This is a genomic window from Vibrio satsumensis, assembly GCF_050337435.1.
Classification (GTDB): domain Bacteria; phylum Pseudomonadota; class Gammaproteobacteria; order Enterobacterales; family Vibrionaceae; genus Vibrio; species Vibrio satsumensis.
Window position 1 is genome coordinate 527,046 of the sequence record NZ_JAKJSX010000004.1, and the last position, 18,625, is coordinate 545,670.

An 18,625-nucleotide genomic window follows, 5' to 3' on the forward strand; every position below is an offset into this window, starting at 1 on the left:
GGCTATCGCTTTTCTGCTTCTGGTGTTTAGGTATTTCTCATCGAAAGTGACTTAAGGCATCACACCCCAAAAGACTCATTTATTGCTAAAACGCGTACATTCTTTTATCTGTCGATAATTCAAAGCAGTATTGCGCGTGTTTTTTAAGACACTCAAACACTTCTCTATCCAGCTTAAAGTTATCAACGTGGTCCGTTAAAATAGCCATCGTCTGTTCTAGCGTCATGCCCGCACGATAAGGGCGAGACTGAGTCAACGCTTGGAACACATCCACCACAGCAACAATTCGACTCGGTTGATCCAGCTCTTCAGCCGTTTTTCCCATTGGATAGCCCGAGCCATCCAACCTCTCATGGTGATTAGATGCCCATTGGCAAACCTGAGGAGAACTGAATAGCTCCTGCAGAGCGAATCGCGTGTCCGTAGCGTGGCGTTTAATGCAGCAATATTCTTCTTCAGTAAGTAAATCCGGCTTATGCAGAATGTCGTTAGGGGTTTGCAGTTTACCGATATCATGAACCAAACCCGCTAAATAAAGTTTACGCTGAGTGGTGTATGAATAACCCATCTGCTTGGCGAGGTATTCAGAGAGCTGCCCTACCTTCAGCGAGTGCTTAAAGGTAAACGAACTCTTGGTATCAACAACATTGGCAATAAATTCAGCGAAGGCGACCGTCTCATCCAACGACATTTGCTGAGAGAAGAAAGGCACAGGTTCAAAGTTATCCCTCATATTTTCAATGTAAGGGATCTCCATCGAGAACCAGAAATCATCCAAATCGACCAATTCGCACATGTGTTGCACAAGGTTGGATTCGAACATTTCATCCGCTTGTTCTGTTAAGAGTTCAATAATGCTGGCTTTGCCACCGGGTGTGAGGTTTCCATAACGATCTGAAGAAGTGATGCCATACAAGTAGTCGACCCTATCGGCAAGCATCACGATGGCAGCTAACTCTTTTTCTAACTCGCTAATATGAATAGCCTTTAACTCAACCCAAGGGGTGTGATGATAAAGCACTGGCTTAGCGAATATAGAAAGAACCGGGCACTCTTTTAGAATTTGGTAGCCCTTTTGACAATGGTGGTAACTCGAGTCAGGAATGAACCCTGAAACCAAACTACGTTGCTCATCAATTTGAGAGACACCACAGTCGTGAATTAACCCCAATGAGAACGCAAGTTGCGCTTGTTCTTCTTCCCATCCCACACTCAGAGCACATCGATACGCGATGTAACCCACCCTCTGTCCATGATTTTTGCTTTCGAAACCGACGTTATCAAGCGCCTTAGCAATACCAAATAGAGCCTTCCTTAGGTCTACGGTCACGTCCTGGCAATGTTGATTCATTAATTAAGCCTAGATTTTTTATAGTTTTTATATATTTAGGCCGCTAATACTAATGCATACTTAATGATTATATACACAACTATTGTAAGGTTTAATGAGTTTCGTGATAGATCTAACGTATCACGAAAATTCCGTGCTACAAGTGGTTGCATATTAAAAATCATGCGACATTATATACTGCCGACTAAGATTCACTAAAATCAGCAGCCATAAGAAAAGGAAAGACATGTTTAAAACAGTTATTGATGACGAACTATCCATCGCATTGGTTGAAGAGAGTTTCGCTGTTCATTACGCAGAGATCTCACAAAGCCAGAATGAGTACCTAAGCCAATGGCTTGTGTGGCCGCCACATTGCAAAACTGAGCAAGATTTTAGGATCTTCATCCAACGCTCGCTGCACGATTATGCGGAAGGTAAAAGCATGACATGTGCGATTATCTATAAAGACAAGGTCGTCGGTAACTGTAGTTTCAATACCATTGATCATGATAAGCAAAAGGTGACGATAGGTTATTGGTTATCTGAGACATACCAAGGAAAGGGGATTGTGACACGCGTTGTCCAGAAGCTGATTGATATAGCTTTCAATGAGTTAGATATGGAAAAGGTCGAGATATCAGCAGCAACGGGCAACCAGAGCAGTCGCAAGGTATGTGAGCGCTTACATTTCGCCTTAGAAGGTATCATTACACGTAACGAGAACTTGAATGGTCGCATCATTGACCACGCTATTTATGGCCTTCATCGTTCAAAGCAACAAGAGCGCTAACGTTTTGTAAAATAAGTAATATAATTTAGTAATTAACTATATGAAAAAGCCACAGTATAAGTCCGTGGCTTTGTTACTTGACGAGCCTGAAGAGCTCTTAAAGCTACAGCTTAAGCAACCTTTGGAATCACGATACTGAACTTGGCACCACCGTGGTTACTGTCGTCAATTTTGATATCCCAAGAAAGTTTTTTAGCCGCCGATAGAGCAATCGCGAGGCCTAATCCCAATCCCCCTGTGGTCGACGTTCTGCTTGAATCTAGTCGAGAAAACGGAAGAAACACTTCATCACGGCGCTCATAAGGAATACCAGGCCCATTATCCTCAACAACCACTAACCAACTCTCTGAGTTCTCATCTAACGTCACCCACACTTGGTCTTGAGTGTAGTTGCCAGCATTCTTAAGAAGATTATCGAACACTAAACGCGCCATTGAACAATCACATTTTATCGTACTGTCTTGTTGTACCTTTGATTCGAAGTTGACATTGTCCAACTCAGAATAACGGATCCGATCTAAACAATACTCAAGTAAACTCGCTCTGACTTTCACTAACTCAAAAAACGAGTTGTCCATTACATTCAACTTCGACAGCATGATAATTTCTGACGTTAGTTCGTTGATATCCTCAATGTAGTTATCAATATCATCGAATAGAACTTGATGATTATTTGGCGCTCCCCTTCTTAAAATATCGGTCGCCAATTGAATACGACTTAACGGGGTTCGTACTTCATGTGGGATAGCTTGAGCAAAGATATGACTCTGTTTCACCTTGCTCTCGATCTCTTCAGCCATGAAGTTAAAGCTGCTAGCTAAATCCGAAACAGGATGGATGTCATCCAAATCAGAGCGCGTACTAAGCTTCCCCTTACCAAACTGCTTCTGCTTTTCGACGAGCAACTCTATTCTTTCTTGAAAACGCCTCACAGGTAAGTAAACACTTGCTCCAATCGCCACAATCACAGCCAATAACAGCCCTAGCAAAAAGTGCCGTTCTGAATCCTCATACCATTCAATATCAGGAGAGAAAAAATCCCCAACCTCACTGAATCCAAAGCTAAATTCAGAGTTTGGCAACTGAAATACTGCCGAATAGAGGTTATTTTCACTTAAATATATTGGCACACCGTTTAAGGTCGTATATAACTCACATCGTTGGCAGGGAGTCTCTCCCGACCAATCTTTCAACAGGCGTAAATCGAAGATATAAAATTGTTGGTAGCCTGTTCTATCGAGTGTTTTATATAGCGAGTCTTCTTGGTTGTGTTGGCGAACATACTGTTCAGCAAAGTAGCTCCCATAATTAAGGAAGGTTTCGATCTCGGTCCTTCGCATGTACCCTTCACCAAGGTTCACAAATAAAAATATCGTTGCCGACATCCCAGTCACAATCCCAAGGTATAAACGAGCAAACATCGAAACCGAGCGAAGTTTCGCAGTAATGAACTTACGCAACCAGCATGTACCCCTTGTTGCGAACCGTGCGGATTAACTGTTTGTCTTTGGCGTGAATACGTAGCTTTCGGCGCAAACCAGATACTCGCATATCAATCGAGCGGTCGTTAAAGGCATAATCAATGCCTCTAAATAACTGACAGCACTGGTCTCGAGTGACAACCTGAGAAATGTTATTAACAAGAAGGTTTAAGATTTCAAATTCGGCCGAGGTGAGCTTGAGGTTTTGTCCATACAGAGTGGCACTTTGGGCTGCATTGTTGATCACGATATCGCACTGTTTTTCAACTGTTACTTCCGGAGCAGGAACAGCTCGACGTAATAACGCTTCAATTCGTGCCAACAAGGCATGACCACGAATTGGTTTTGCAACGTAATCATCCGCTCCAAACTTGAACAAGCTAACCTCGCTCATTTCATCGGCAGAGGCGGTCAACACTAAGATCATTCCATTGTAAAACTCACGAGCTTGACGACAGATTTGCGCGCCGCTCATACCTGGAAGCATCAAGTCCAGCAGAACTAAATCAGGTTCAATACTTCGGATCGCTTCAAGTGCCAAATTCCCTTCATGAACAACGCTAACATTGTAGCCTTCAGCTTCGAGGTAAAGCGTCGTTAAACGAGCTATCTCTTGGTCATCTTCAACAATGAGCACTTTGGTTTTTGACATTTCTATCACCAGTATTTATTAAAAGCGAGGGCAGTATATATACTGTTCATATATCATCAACATTGTGGTTAGAGCCCCAATTTTACCGTACGCAAAACATAGTAATCACTTTTGTACATACACGTTTACAAACACAGGGTTCAGCAACCAATACGCCTCAATTTATGAAGGTTTCACCATTCAGAACGATCTGCTAGGGCTGTATTAATCGCCTATCCACCACTTACATTCGCTTTATTTTCTTACTTGCACTTACATTTGAGGCATTTACAAAACCCTATCAAATCAACCATCCATACACTAACGACATGATAGTCAATAAAACCATAAAACAACGATTTGTCAGGCTAAAAAACCAAAATAGAAGACTTACAACCAAAAGAAATCGATTACTTCAACCTAGCACCAGTGCTTTCCATTTCTCAGTGTGAGGCATGTCCTATTAAGTAATATCTTCTTAAAGTAACATTCAGCCAATTGATACATCGCTTCAGTATTTGGTCATTATCACTTTCTCACAGGGTTCACTTTAAGATGAATAAAACGCTTTCACTGTTACTCACCACCACAGCTTTATTTTCAACATCGCTCTTGGCTGACACCAATAAACAAGAAATGGTGAAGCAGATTCAAGCACAAGTTAACTCTTGGATAGACATTCAGGTCACACCACAAACTAGCATCATTCAAAAGATGGTCTTCAACTGTGAGTTCTACAGTGCAACCCCTTATATCAAGTCGCCTGACGGGAGCGAGAGCAGTTCTGGTTCATACCGTTTTTACTCGCACAACGGTGTTTTAGGCTCGATGACAGAACCCTTCACCACTCAACCCCTTCCGGAGTTGACGATGTGCCTTAAAGAAGACTTCGTAGTCACCAACCAAGATGAAGCTCAGTTATTGTTTGAAGCTATTGAAACGGTCTACCCAAACCATTCAATGTTCGATGAGAACTTTCCTAAAGAGATCATCAATAAGCCAAATGGTTGGCACTTCATCGATGGTGAGATTTTTGATGATAAAAAAGGCTATGTCATTGAAAGCAACGCTGAAGGCAAAGTGACCAAAATCATCCGCTCACTGAATCTTTAACGCGCTGTTTCTTCTATACCATTTTGTTCTTGTTTGAAACAGCTTCTTAAAGGCTGTTAAAGGCCAGAATTCAATTTGACCAGCGACTGGCTGAACATAGTAAGTTCGGTGGGCGCGGTTCGACCAAACATCAGTTCACCGAGTTCAATATGATGACCAGTTATCAACCCTTCGAGCATCTAAAGTGTCCTATTTGGATATATGACATTGATAATAAGAGAATAACTTGGGCAAATAGCAGCGCCCTCCCTCTTTGGGAGTCAGAATCTATGTTTGAGCTGACGTCGCGCGACTTTAGTATAGAGATGTCAAAGGCAATAGAAGCGACCTTGGAAGAATACCAAAGGCAATTTCTACGTAACGAAAGCATCAAGATTTGGTGGAACTTCACCCCAAACTACATCTCTAAGCGTGCATTGTGTCTATTTTCTGGAATCCCATTGCCCGATGGTCGGACAGGAATGTTGGTGCAAGTCATTGCTGAAGAAGGCAGCTTAAAGCACGACCTAACTTGCTCAGATGGCGTAAACCTTTCCCTTTTGTTTGATAGGACTGGAAACGTAGTGAGTGCTAACTCCGCATTTTATCAAAACTATGGTTCACCGTTTGGCACGCTATCCGACTTTGTTTCTAGCGAAGAGACCGCTGCACAGTGGTTGTTTGCCGCACGTAAAGGTCGTGAAATTCTAGAAGAAGTCAGCTGTCAAATAGATAACAAAACCCATCACTTTGACGTTCAAGGAAAGTGGCTATTTGATAAAAGCGAGCTGCTGTTAAACCTCACCTGTACAACCAAACAGAAAGAGAAGCTACTCAAAGCCAGATACAACGCAGAGCACGACTGTTTAACTGAGCTTTATAATCGTCGTGGAATAACTAATCTTCTAGAAACCAGCATTGCCTATCGCTCGCCCTTTGAGTTGATGTTTGTTGATCTTGACGGCTTCAAATTGGTCAATGACACTTATGGACACAGTGTCGGTGATCAACTACTCAAACAAGTTGGCGAGCGTCTTAAACAGTTGGTTGATGAAACGTGCATGATCGGTCGATTTGGGGGCGACGAATTCATTGTTATTGCTCATACCTGTCGAAATAAAAACATCCCTCTGCTTTGCACTCGTATTATTGATGCCTTGAACCGGAGTTTTCATATCAAAGGCATTGGTACCTTGTCTGTTGGTTGTAGCATCGGTACCGCACATTTCCCTGATAATGCCGTCGATCAAGAATCACTGCTTAAGCAAGCAGGTATGGCGATGCATATTGCTAAAGCCAATGGTCGAAATCGTTTCCAAACTTTTACTCCTTGCTTGGCACAAACTCTTCACCGTAAGGTAGAAATCCGCCATCGACTCACACGCGCACTAGAAAACGATGATCTCAATCTTCATTACCAACCGATCATGAACACCAACAGTGATAAGGTGAAGGGCTTCGAAGCGCTACTTCGATGGTCGGACAAAGAGCTGGGTAACATCGGGCCTGATGAGTTTATTACCTTGGCGGAAGAAACAGGTCAGATTGTACCGCTCGGGAAATGGGTTCTTAACTCGGCACTTAAACAGTTATCGATTTGGCAACGAGAGTTTGATAGCGAATTAATGATGAGCATCAATATCTCAAGCATTCAGATGCACGCGTCCTTTGCCGAGCAATTATCGGCAATGCTTGAGTTCTACAATATCCAGTCTCAAAGTGTTGCCCTTGAAATTACCGAGTCCTCAATGATCTTCAAGCACGGTGAAGTCAGACAAGCGTTAAACGATATCTCCAAGTTGGGGGTAGAGCTTCACCTTGATGACTTTGGTACAGGCTACTCGTCGCTCTCGATGTTGCATGATCTGCCAATTAGCACAGTCAAACTCGATAAAAGCTTTGTCCATGGTTCGCATAAAGGGAGCAAAGCAATTGTTCAAGCTACCCATGCTATTTGCGACAAATTGGGGCTTAAAGTGGTAGCTGAGGGTGTCGAAACAGAAGTGCAAAAAGCATTCTTAATCGATTGCGGATACCAGTATTTGCAGGGGTTTCTATTTAGCAAGCCCATCCCATCAAATGAAGTAGAAAGCCAATTTTTAACGGGTCGATTCATCGATATTTAAAATATTACTTATCAATAAGGTCAAGTTTTAGAACACTCCGTAATCAGCAGAGTGGCGCAATATGAACGCTTACGTATGCTTACACAACACAAAACAATGAAAAAACAACAACAAGCTATTGTTTTTTATAACAATTAATTAGTGAGGCAATCCATAAACTATATAGCAGATATACCTATTTTCTGTAATGACTTTGGTATTTCGATTACCCTCAAGCGTTCCCTTTATTAAATCACATAACCGGTAAATATGAGCAGACAAAACGGCTTCACTCTCTTAGAACTTATCATCGCAGTATCGATTCTAGCGATCTTGTCTTCTACGGCTATGGTCAAGTTCTTAGACGTTCAGGGGAGCGCCCGTGCGAGTAAAATACACGATGTGGCAGGTAACTTACGTACTGGTATCGATATGATTTACGCTAAGTCTACGATTGCAGGTGTCGAGGGTGAGTGCAACTATGTTGAGAAGACGGAAATTGAAACCTACTACGTCTGCCATGGCTATCCGATAGCCTATGTTGATTCACTAAGAAGACTGCTCAATATCGACAGAACAGAGCTCCATGTAATCAATAAAGAAGTGGTTCCTGACAGCAATGCTGAGAGAGTGGCCGCTATCTCTTTTGACGCGGATAACTACACCTATTCACCTGAAGGAAATTTTTGTCAGGTACTTTATCAACCAGAAAAAGAACCTCAGATCGTCGTACTTGATGGTGCATGTTAAATACTCACGATTGTACGCTTTCTATAGTTAACACAAAGCCACCGCAACAGATCTTTGAATGTCATGTGGTTACGCTAACATTTGCTAAAAAATAACACTACTTTGTTACTATTTTACGTCTTTAAGCACTGCCCAAGGTATAATACAAACTTAATTCTTTATAATTAGTCTGTAAATTTCTATGTGGGTGCATTTTTGATATAAATGTTAACAGTGTTTTCATTAAATACCTTTCATAAATAGATAGGTATAAATAGATTCCTTGCGCTATCTAACACCTCCCTCCTTCACTCTTCATTATAAAACTAACATATAAAAATAAGAATAAAACACACGACAAAAATAAAATCATCGACTATATCATCTTGTCACATTATTTATACAACCAAAATTACATATAAATTAGATCATATTAACAATCACATAAATTGACATATTTTAATTTTATCCTGAAAATTTCTGATAAATCTTACACATCAATAAACTGAATGAATACCAACAAAAGCTACATTAGAAACCTCTAAACCTTGTAACTAAACTACCACATAGGAGCTGTGGAATGGATAAATACCAAAATAAATGGATAAATCCCCCCTAGCCCTTGTAAATAATTGGCTTTCATTTATAAATTCAACTTTTGGGTGAACATCTCCATAACTTTTCATTCAAGACCAAATTCTGCGATTAATATCAACATCTTGAGAGAAAATGGTGACATTTTGGTTATATTATTTAGATCGAACTCTTGTGTTGAATGAAAATCCCAGCCATCACGCCAATATAATAACTATCGCTTAGGAGTTGAGCCATGCACTGTTCTTTCAATATAAATAACAATAATGAGAGCTTGCAACTGATCTACAATGAAGAAAAAATATATATAAAAAACGACAGCAATAAGATATCAGAGGAAAGTCTCAATAGTAAAGAGAGTTTTGTTTTCAAATATCTTATTGAACACTCATCAATATCTAACCCTCAATCTGCGAGAGACGTTGAAGAATCTTTTAAATTACATTTTGATGAAGAGTTCAGCTTATACGCATTAAAGAACATTATCGCTTCAATAAGAAAAAAGTATCGGAATTTATGTAAAAAAGCGAAGATCGATAATAACAGCGAACTTATCTCTAACCTTTATAAGGTGGGTTACTTCATCGATCTCGACAAAAGCTCTACAAACAGTATCGCACCAAAATACGACATCAACCGATTCAAGCCCAGTCAGATAGAGATGTTAAAACTGATGTTCAAGACTTATCATCGAGAACTGATTAAGGCTCTGATAGCCGTGCTCACCATCTCTTCATTTTGCCTCTTCGTTGTCTACTTTTTCCAAATCCTTTATACGACGAAGATTGCAGATGAATACAGCGAAAACACCAAACATATTGCGCAAGAAATCATGGACTACAGTTGCAATAACGAAGGGGCCGTACACTCGCTAAGGCACTCACTCAACCTTGATTCTGTCATTATGACGACGTCTCGCGGTTCATGTTATATATCCAAGACGCGCTCGAAAATAGTAGACCTTGATCAAGTTGATGACTTCTATGATAGTGCCGATTTTGCTTATTCACGTTTTGCAGATACCAAGCGCGACATTGACCTTACTGTGCGAATTTCTAAGCGCTCTATTGAAGCTAGATACAATAACTCATTATTGCCTCTGTTAGTCGATTCAGTCTCTATCCAGAAGAATGGTTATTACATTCTTAATCTAGGAGAAGAAAGTAAAGCTATCTATCAAGCATCACTGCCAACCGGCGCAACCATCACCTTCTACAGTGACGATATTGTTGCACTGTGGGCTGCACTTTCTCTGATTCTCGCCACTCTACTTTATCGCTCCTACATTCTTGGCTTCGTCATATACATGTTTCGTTGGAAAAACATCTCCTTCGAAGAAGAACCCATCATCAACACCGAAGATAACAGCGTTCTATATTACGAGTTGCTATCGAGAGTTCGTAACGTTGGCGTTTTGAGCTTCATCAACACGATGAGACGCTCCAATTTACTTACCTTTCATACTATTTTGATCATCGAAACGGTAAGAAGAACTAAATTAAACAACAGCCATGAAATCTATGGTGTCAATGTATGCCCGAGTGCCTTGGTCGGCTCTAATTTTGCCAAATTAAAAGAGCATTTAGTCATGATGGAAGCGAATGAATTTGTCGTCGAGATTACCGAGTATTCAAACATTGGCTATGGATGTGAGGTTATCGATAACATTAAGGATGTCAAAAAGCTTGGTATCACCATCGCACTGGATGACTTTGGTACGGGCAATAACAACATCGAAATCATCAATGTTATATCTCCCACCTATTTAAAACTGGATCGCTGTTTTGTTAAGGATATCGAGTCAGGAGAGCACCATCAGGGTGTATTGCTTAATATCTCGGAAATTGGACGCTTATCAAACATCACGATGATTTATGAAGGTGTCGAGACACGTAGGCAACAATATATTTTGTGTCAGTTGGGCTACAACTTACATCAAGGTTATCTGTATAGCAGACCTCAAAGCACAACCGACGGGTAACTTAATAATAATATCAAACGTCTATGGCTCAGCACCTGTTGGCCCTGCTGCGTCGAATGGATATGGCGTAGCTCTAATCTTAGATCGAACGCAGTCTTCAAGCTTCGCAGGAAAGTACGCGTCAACTAACCCTTGGGCAGAGAGCGGCTTATCAAAGTAATAACCTTGTAGTAAATCACAGTGGTATTGCTGTAACTTCGCCATCTGTTCTGGGGTTTCAACGCCTTCTGCGACCACTTTCATCTGGCACGATGCACCAATATCGATGATAGCTTTAACCAAGGTTTCACTGTGCTGACTGGAATTCAATTTTCCAATAAAAGAGCGGTCTATCTTTATCTCTGTGATCGGCAAGGTATTCAGGTAGTTCAGTGATGAAAATCCGGTACCAAAGTCATCGAGCGAGATACCAAATCCATATTCTCTAAGCCTTCTCAGTACCGGCTCGACAATGTGCAGATCTTTGATGAGAATGTTTTCGGTCACCTCTAGCGTCACTCGGCAAGGAGCTATACCCACCTCTTCGACGAGGCGAATGACCTTATCATCGAAACCAAGTTCGAAAACTTGCTTAGGTGACACGTTTACAGAAACTCCTACCGCCTCAGGTCCGTTTGGCATCAAGTTTAAGGTGTCTTCACATGCTTTCTTTAGTACAAACTCTCCAATTTCATGAATCTTACCAAACCGCTCTGCCGCAGGAATGAAGTCCAACGGAGACACAAAACCAAGTAAGCCGTTGTTCCAACGACACAATGCCTCAACGCCTTTTAGCTGCTCAGTATGAGAATCCACTTGAGGTTGATATAGTACATTGAATTCGCCCCTCTCTAACGCAGTTCTAAGCTGCTCTTCCACCGAAAATTCGTACTTCACTTTTCGATTGATCACATCGTCATAGAAAATTGCTTCGCCTTTATTCAATTCTTTAGCCTTGTACAACACAATGTCGGCTTTGGTTAGCAGTTCTTCTACCTCAGTCCCGTCATAGGGATACATCGACACGCCAGCCGAACACTGGATAGAGACCGAAGTACCCTGAATATTAAATAGCGATTGGAATACATCTTGGATTTGTTGGACTTTCTGTTCCGCTTCCACAAGATCGTAAACTCCCGGCAGACAGAAGACAAACTCATCACCCCCAAAGCGTGAAACGATATCGTTAGTCCCTAAGATTTGTTCAAATCGCGAACCTATCTGTTTCAGCAGCTCATCTCCGCTTGCGTGGCCATATTGGTCATTGATGCGTTTAAAGTTATCTAAGTCAACAAAGACTAACGCCACCAGCTTGCCTTCAAGTTTCGAGTGAGCGATGGCTCGGTTCACTTGCACTTCAAGTTCAGAGCGATTAGGGAGAGCGGTCAAAGAATCGTGTCTTGCCATATGTTGCAAACGACGGCGGCTATTTTGGATTCGATTGAAGTCGTCGGAAATTCTCTGCTCCATTTGATCAAAGCGCAGCGATATTCGTCTGCTCACTAGAACGCTGGTAAAAATACAGACCAAGGTAGCCAGCACACTCAAGATAAGAATTAGCCCAAATTCATTACGAGATTCCGAGAGTAGTTGGTCTTTTCTGTGTTCAATGGAAGCATTAACATTATTCAAGTACACGCCAGTACCCACTATCCACCCCCAATCACCTACCTTTTTGACGTAGCTACTTTTGGGACCGATAAAACCCTGTTTATCAACGGTGATGTAGTTAACAAACCCGCCAGACTCAGCTTGCGCTAAAACGTCTTGCTTGAAGTTGTTTCCAAGGTCATCGTAAACATTAAGATCTTGCCCAATATGGATTTGGTGTGCGTGAAGTAAGCTGTCACCATTCTGTTCAAAAACGAACAAGTATCCATTATCACCGACCGTTATCTTCGACAATATATCGAGAATTCTTTGGTAACTGACTCGTTTAACATCATCGAGAGAAATACCAGTGCCGAAATACCAATCAAATGGTTCGAACCGACGAATGTAACTGAGTTTTTCGAAGTGCGTATTGCCGATGTGTGGCTTTTCAAAGTCTTGCCCATCAAAGCCGGGACGAGGCACAAAATAGCGGGAATAAGCACCATTATTCTGCTTAAGAAGCGCTATTTGTTGTTTGATGACCGCCACACCACGGCTATCAGTCGTTTCAAGTTGATTTGTATTTTCTAGCTCTGGATCGCGAGGGTGAACCAGCACTGTACCCTGCATATCGTAGGCGTAAATGTAGTCTTTTTTGTCCGCGTAGCTCAGCTTTCTGATTTCATTAAAAATGAGCAATTTAAGCTCTTCTTCCGGCAGGTGTTGATTCGAGGAGTAGATATTCTGTGCAGCGGTATAGGCTCTATCCAGTCGACGTGTAATGCGCTTTTTTACCTCGATTTCAACAAGGCGCTGAGTGTGCTTTATCTGTTGCGATACTTGCAGTACTTGCGCCTCAATAGAGTCCTTTTGAGCAGAGATGTAGTCTGTTCTGATGAGGTCTACCAATGCCTTGACCTTCTGATCTACGCTGGTAAACATCGCCACATTCAAGACGATTGCAGAAAAGATGATGATGGTGATCGGCAAATATTTGGTAAACCAGACCAACTTTTTGTCATTAATATGCAACATATAAACACAACAGAGCAGAACAGAGCAGAACAGAGCTCTATATAATGTCATTATTTTACTGAACAGCCAACCATAAAAGATAACATTCATTTAATTTATAGAAAAAGCTTGTCTATCTCGTAAAAAAGGATAGTGTTATACACATGTATATCACCATGCAGTTTTAATTATGACCGAATGGAAAGACGACCAACCGATCTTTAGGCAACTTGCCGCAAAGATCAGTGACCAAATTCTTCAAGGTGTTTGGCTAGAGCTACAAGCATTGCCCTCTGTGCGTGCGGTTGCCGCCAATCTCAAGATCAACCACCTTACAGTCATGAAAAGCTATCAGTTACTGGTTGATGAAGGCCTAGTAGAGAAAAAACGCGGCCAAGGCATGTATGTGGCGGAAGGTGCACTTCAAAAGTTGAAAGAGTCGGCACACCAAACTTTCATTAACACACAGATCCCAGCCATCGCTGAGACGCTAGGCATCATTGATATGAGTGTCGAAGAACTCGTGAAACAGCTAGAACAACATATAAAGGACAAGTCATGAGTACTTTACTTTCAGTGAAAAACGTAACCAAAACTTATTCAAACCAAGTGGGTGTTGAGAACATCAGCTTTGAGTTAAAGCCGGGACAAGTGCTTGGGCTGCTTGGCCACAATGGCGCGGGTAAATCGACACTGATCAAATCACTGCTTGGTGGGCATAACTATCAAGGTGAGATTGAGGTCAATGGTTACCATCCTATCCACCAGCACGCAGAACTCATGCAGCACTTATCGTACATTTCAGATGTAAACGTGTTACCAGAGTGGATGACAGTGAAACAACTGCTTCGCTATACCCAAGGTGTACACCCAAGCTTCAACAAGCAAAAAGCCGAACAGACGTTAAGCAGCACTAACATTAAGCTCTCTTCAACGATTAAGCAGCTTTCTAAAGGGATGAAGGTACAACTTCACCTTGCGATCATCATTGCAACCGACACACAGGTGTTGATCTTAGATGAGCCAACGCTGGGTCTTGATCTACTCTACCGCGATACTTTTTATCGTCACCTACTAGAGTGGTTCCATGACGGCGAACGCGCGATGATCATCGCTAGCCATGAGGTTTCAGAGATTGAACACCTACTAACGGACGTATTGATTCTGAAACAAGGCCACTGTGTGTTGCAAAAGAGCATGGAAGACATCGAGAACGACTATTTCATTATCGATGTCGCAAACAACCATTCAAGCGAGATCCAAAGTCTCAACCCACTGACCTCACAGCCTGGGCTGGGAACTACCAAGTGGTTACTGGAAGGCCAATACAAAGCGCAAGTTGAGTCATTGGGTAACATCTACAACGTGGGTCTCGCGGACCTATTCCTTGCAACACAGACGGAGAAGGCATAATGCATCCAAGTTTTTACATGCTAGAAAAAGAGCTTATCGAGCACAAAATCAACACTCGATTGCCTCTGTTTGTCGGGTTGTGTGGCTTCTTGCTGTTCGTTAGCTTGTTCTTTAGTGGTCAGGCACAACACGAGTTTTTCTTCCAAATGGAAGTCAACGGCGACGTGAGCGACATCCACAGAGAGTTCGCACAAGATCTTAACTCAGTGATCTACTTTGGCGCAGGCTTGATTTCACTGCTGCTTTCGACGCTTTATATCCCTAAAACGCTGCGTAAAGAGCGCCAAGAAGGCAGCTCAATGTTTTGGAGAAGTATGCCAGTATCGAATGCCATGACTCACGGTGTGAAGCTAGGTTTCGGTTTAGTGGTGATTCCCGCTATCTGCGCTCTGTTGGTTCTGTTCGCTGATTCTCTGTTTTGGATTCTGAACATTTCAAGCGAACAACAATTAGCACTGATAGTCGAGCAACAATCGCTATTCTATGTGCTAACCAATTGGGTGGTTTTCTTTGGTCGAATGCTGCTGGTTGCGTTAGTTCTATTGCCATTAGCAACGGTTACTCTGGCGATTTCGCAACTGGTTAACTCTCCGCTGCTTGTTATTTTCATCTCAAGCTTTGCGATTAAGTGGTTGGCTATCGCGCTATTCGGATTCTATGGTATCAATGATTTCTTTTCTGTCATCGCATCGTTGCCGATGAAAGTGCTGACGACCAGCAATCCATTCAGTGCGCTTTCAGAAGTCTCTATTCTGTCGCTAAGTATTTACGTACTGCTCGGTATTGGTGGTTACCTACTGAGCCTTAAGTTAAACAGAACTGATGATGTGAGCTTGAAGACGCTGTTCCAACGCTAGAGTCACTTATTCTGAACCAGAACCTGAGCCCTGAGCCCTGAGCCCTGAGCGGCTAGCCTCATCAGATATCAAAATCTAAATCAAAGCTTCTGAGAAATCAGGAGCTTTTTTATTGGATGCTGTTTATTGTTAGGCACTTTAAACCCTAACAACGGTTTTGGTGATAGAGGCAAAGGTACGGATTGGTGGTTGGTTTTGGTTTTGGTTTTGGTTCAGGATGCTGAATGAGGTAAAGATAAACTAGGAGGTATTAATGAGCTGACATTGAATTGCATTATTGTTAATGCCTGCCAGCTCTTTGGGGGATGATTTCTTTAGTCGCCGACCAGATGAAGGTCCTTGAGAGTGCTATTGAAATCGGTTTGTTGCGTTTACAGATCTTGTAATCAGTTCTGCTTATAAGCTTTTAATTCATCATTTTAACTTCAAGCTCTTTCGCTTTTCAGTTATCGATATAAAGCTTATTTCTTTGAAGCTTCTTTCGCTGTGTCTTTCCAGTATTGGATGCGAACGCGATGAAGCTGTGCTCTTCTCATTTTTTTCATAAGGGATATTTCCTTTTCTTTAACTGCTCTTCATGAGCTATTTTTATTGCCAACCATTCGAATCTAACGGTGTTTGATGCCCAGATCAATGATACAAATCACAAAATATATAGAGTTTTGAGTACCATTTACATCAAAGTATGACCTAGATATCAACTATGGCTCAATTCAATCCTATGAGCCTCTGTTCAAAATTAAGGTTAGTTCTCTCAGATGACAAATTCATTTCAGTATCAATACAGTTCAATGATACTAATTTAATAGACCGGACCAACGCGGATTTAGTTCCAACGTCTTATCTTTTATTGCTAATACCACCCCAAAGGTTACGGCGTAACTAAAACCAAGTTCAATGTGAACAAATAGTGACCACAACAGTCTATACGTCACAACATCAAAATGGGATTATGTTGTAACGGATAGAGCTTTTGATAGAAAAAAGCCGTAATGAATACAATTAAATGGACGTAATAATGAGTAAAGTAATTCTGCAAGGGCATATTCTGGTGCTAGACAACGATCTAGAAGCAGTGACACAAGCCTTAGTTGTGCACAAAGAACTGACACTGGAAGAACCTGGTTGTATCGTGTTTCGAGTCAGTCAAAGCACGCTTCAACCTAATCGCTTTGAAGTGTATGAAGAATTCACTAGCCGAGAAGCATTTGAATCCCACCAACAGCGAGTAAAAGCCTCTGAATGGGGTGAAATCTCCAAAAACGTGACCCGTCATTACCAAGTCTCCGACGTTCCGACATCATAATGATACATCCACTAGCCAACCGCATCGTCACATTGATCAAACAAGATCCCTTACGAATGCAGGTTTTAGACTGTGTCGCTCAGCTGGATTTACCGCAGTGCTATGTTGCTGCGGGCTTTGTGAGAAACCTCGCTTGGGATCACCTGCATGATTATGCCTCCCCGACTCCACTCAATGATATTGATGTGATCTACTTTGATCCCATTGATACCTCTTGCGAATCGACTCTTCGATACGAGGATCTGCTTAAACAACGCTTACCCGAACTGAATTGGCAAGTTCGTAATCAAGCCTGCATGCACATCAGAAATGGGGATAAGCCTTACCAAAGCTCATTAGAAGCAATGAGTTTTTGGCCAGAGAAAGAGACTGCAGTTGGTATCAAACAAAAGCTAGCCGGAGAAATTGAGTGTATTTCTGCTTTTGGCTTAGAAAGTTTGTTTGATTTGCAAATCACACCCAACCCAAAGCGTAGCCGAGAGATCTTTGATCAAAGAGTACAATCCAAGGACTGGCTGATCCAGTGGCCCAAGTTAACGATTAGTCACCGTTAACTAGCAGTCGAATTCAAACGCTAAAACCATTGACTAAAATCCCAATCAGATCGAACATGCCCCACTTGTTAGCTTATTAAGTAAGTTAGTAACTAACTCATCAACCGCGCGTGGCGACTAGCAGCTACGCTCTCTCGTCATACTGAGTAACGACCATGAACCAACAATACATGCTGCAAGCACTCGAAGCTTCGCGCCAAGCCTTACCTGATTGCCAACCAAACCCGCCAGTAGGCTGCGTTTTGGTAAAGAACGATAAGGTGGTATCTGTTGGGTACACGCAAAAAGTCGGCGGAAACCACGCCGAGGTCGAAGCGCTCAATAGCTATGATGGAGCAATGGAAGGGGTTACCGCTTACGTAACTTTAGAGCCATGTTCATTTGTCGGCAGAACTCCCGCTTGCGCCAATACATTGGTTAAAGCCGGTGTGAAACACGTAGTGGTGGCGATGCTAGACCCAGACCCTCGTAATAATGGTCGTGGTGTAGCAATACTGGAATCTCATGGTGTCAAAGTCGATGTGGGGCTATGCCAAGCACAAGCGAGTGCCTTTTTAACCCCATACCTTGGTAAGTCTTAGTGCTCAGTATCTGTGGAGTTTAGCTATTGCACTAGGATTATTGAGTACTCGTTACTCAACATCCAGTCAACCGAGACTAACCCACGTCTACTCGATAAAGTGGGTTAGCTGGCGTATCAACAAAGTATGCCCAGATATGATCATACACCGCATGTTGGTTAGGGAATGGCGCTAACGCTTTCGCTTCCTCTAAACTGCACCATCGATACTCAGTGTGTTCATGGTTTAATTCTACCGCTTGGTCTGGCGGGCAAAGCACAGCAAATATCGGGATAAGTTGAATAACATTGACGTTCGCCTCGTAGAACTGCTCCAAAAATTGAGCGTTATACAGTTCTTTCGCTTCGATTTTAGTTTCTTCTTCAAATTCACGTACGATTGCCTGCCAACCAGTTTCATCCGCTTCAATCGAGCCTGCAACATGGCACCAATAGCCGCCCTTTACGCGCTTCATTAATAGCATTTTCGTCTGTCCGTCGATCTCAGAAAGAGCGACACCAGCCACAATCGAAGTATTGAGTGGAATCATAACGTTACCTTTTTAGAACACGAAGCGAGCAAGCCTAGCACCCTTCCATCAGTAAGTAGTCCT

16 protein-coding genes are annotated in these 18,625 nt (G+C 42.1%); 11 read left to right on the forward strand and 5 right to left on the reverse strand.

The window, feature by feature from the left end; translation table 11 throughout:
- Window positions 1-85: 85 nt before the first annotated feature.
- Entirely contained in the window at window positions 86-1,351 is a 1,266-nt protein-coding gene (locus L4C44_RS05340) for an HD-GYP domain-containing protein (RefSeq protein WP_285953529.1), read from the reverse strand.
- 226 nt (window positions 1,352-1,577) lie between these two features.
- On the opposite strand from L4C44_RS05340, the gene L4C44_RS05345 reads away from it, so the two are divergent.
- The gene (locus L4C44_RS05345) at window positions 1,578-2,123 is read left to right on the forward strand and encodes a GNAT family N-acetyltransferase (protein ID WP_285953530.1); all 546 of its coding nucleotides are present in this window, start codon (window positions 1,578-1,580) and stop codon (window positions 2,121-2,123) included.
- A gap of 110 nt (window positions 2,124-2,233) precedes the next feature.
- On the opposite strand, the gene L4C44_RS05350 is transcribed toward L4C44_RS05345, so the two are convergent.
- Both L4C44_RS05350 and L4C44_RS05355 read right to left on the reverse strand, forming a co-directional pair.
- On the reverse strand, window positions 2,234-3,583 hold the full coding sequence (locus L4C44_RS05350) for a sensor histidine kinase (protein WP_428804543.1): 1,350 nt from the start codon (window positions 3,581-3,583) through the stop codon (window positions 2,234-2,236).
- On the reverse strand, window positions 3,576-4,256 hold the full coding sequence (locus L4C44_RS05355) for a response regulator transcription factor (RefSeq protein WP_285953532.1): 681 nt from the start codon (window positions 4,254-4,256) through the stop codon (window positions 3,576-3,578). Before L4C44_RS05355 ends, L4C44_RS05350 begins: the two co-directional genes overlap by 8 nt.
- A 534-nt stretch (window positions 4,257-4,790) precedes the next feature.
- Between L4C44_RS05355 and L4C44_RS05360 the strand changes: the two genes are divergently transcribed.
- From L4C44_RS05360 to L4C44_RS05375, 4 genes are all read left to right on the forward strand, one after another.
- Window positions 4,791-5,348: a hypothetical protein gene (locus L4C44_RS05360; RefSeq protein WP_285953533.1), complete on the forward strand. Its 558-nt coding sequence runs from the start codon at window positions 4,791-4,793 to the stop codon at window positions 5,346-5,348.
- A 149-nt stretch (window positions 5,349-5,497) separates the two neighbouring features.
- Window positions 5,498-7,453: a putative bifunctional diguanylate cyclase/phosphodiesterase gene (locus L4C44_RS05365; protein WP_285953534.1), complete on the forward strand. Its 1,956-nt coding sequence runs from the start codon at window positions 5,498-5,500 to the stop codon at window positions 7,451-7,453.
- A gap of 249 nt (window positions 7,454-7,702) precedes the next feature.
- Window positions 7,703-8,182 (forward strand): type II secretion system protein, encoded by a 480-nt coding sequence (locus L4C44_RS05370; RefSeq protein WP_428804544.1) that lies wholly within the window; start codon window positions 7,703-7,705, stop codon window positions 8,180-8,182.
- Window positions 8,183-8,990: 808 nt separating this feature from the next.
- The gene (locus L4C44_RS05375) at window positions 8,991-10,736 is read left to right on the forward strand and encodes an EAL domain-containing protein (protein WP_146492728.1); all 1,746 of its coding nucleotides are present in this window, start codon (window positions 8,991-8,993) and stop codon (window positions 10,734-10,736) included.
- Window positions 10,737-10,757: 21 nt separating this feature from the next.
- Here the strand turns inward: L4C44_RS05375 and L4C44_RS05380 are convergent, their stop codons facing one another.
- On the reverse strand, window positions 10,758-13,343 hold the full coding sequence (locus L4C44_RS05380; protein WP_428804545.1) for a bifunctional diguanylate cyclase/phosphodiesterase: 2,586 nt from the start codon (window positions 13,341-13,343) through the stop codon (window positions 10,758-10,760).
- 169 nt (window positions 13,344-13,512) lie between these two features.
- On the opposite strand from L4C44_RS05380, the gene L4C44_RS05385 reads away from it, so the two are divergent.
- The 6 genes from L4C44_RS05385 to L4C44_RS05410 all read left to right on the forward strand — a co-directional run bounded on the left by L4C44_RS05385 (window position 13,513) and on the right by L4C44_RS05410 (window position 18,033).
- Complete coding sequence (locus tag L4C44_RS05385; RefSeq protein ID WP_428804546.1) at window positions 13,513-13,884, forward strand: GntR family transcriptional regulator; 372 nt, start codon at window positions 13,513-13,515, stop codon at window positions 13,882-13,884.
- Window positions 13,881-14,735: an ABC transporter ATP-binding protein gene (locus tag L4C44_RS05390; RefSeq protein ID WP_285953538.1), complete on the forward strand. Its 855-nt coding sequence runs from the start codon at window positions 13,881-13,883 to the stop codon at window positions 14,733-14,735. The genes L4C44_RS05385 and L4C44_RS05390 overlap by 4 nt, the downstream gene beginning before the upstream one ends.
- Window positions 14,735-15,592: a hypothetical protein gene (locus tag L4C44_RS05395; RefSeq protein ID WP_146492724.1), complete on the forward strand. Its 858-nt coding sequence runs from the start codon at window positions 14,735-14,737 to the stop codon at window positions 15,590-15,592. Before L4C44_RS05390 ends, L4C44_RS05395 begins: the two co-directional genes overlap by 1 nt.
- A gap of 1,018 nt (window positions 15,593-16,610) precedes the next feature.
- Window positions 16,611-16,898, forward strand: coding sequence for a putative quinol monooxygenase (locus L4C44_RS05400; protein WP_146492723.1), 288 nt, complete (start codon window positions 16,611-16,613; stop codon window positions 16,896-16,898).
- On the forward strand, window positions 16,898-17,452 hold the full coding sequence (locus L4C44_RS05405) for a nucleotidyltransferase family protein (protein ID WP_146492722.1): 555 nt from the start codon (window positions 16,898-16,900) through the stop codon (window positions 17,450-17,452). The genes L4C44_RS05400 and L4C44_RS05405 overlap by 1 nt, the downstream gene beginning before the upstream one ends.
- Before the next feature lie 155 nt (window positions 17,453-17,607).
- A complete protein-coding gene (locus L4C44_RS05410; RefSeq protein WP_285953541.1) occupies window positions 17,608-18,033 on the forward strand; it encodes a bifunctional diaminohydroxyphosphoribosylaminopyrimidine deaminase/5-amino-6-(5-phosphoribosylamino)uracil reductase RibD in 426 nt (141 codons plus the stop codon).
- Between the two features lie 76 nt (window positions 18,034-18,109).
- Here L4C44_RS05410 and L4C44_RS05415 read toward each other — a convergent pair whose 3' ends face one another.
- Entirely contained in the window at window positions 18,110-18,562 is a 453-nt protein-coding gene (locus L4C44_RS05415) for an NUDIX hydrolase (protein ID WP_146492720.1), read from the reverse strand.
- Between the last annotated feature and the right edge of the window lie 63 nt (window positions 18,563-18,625).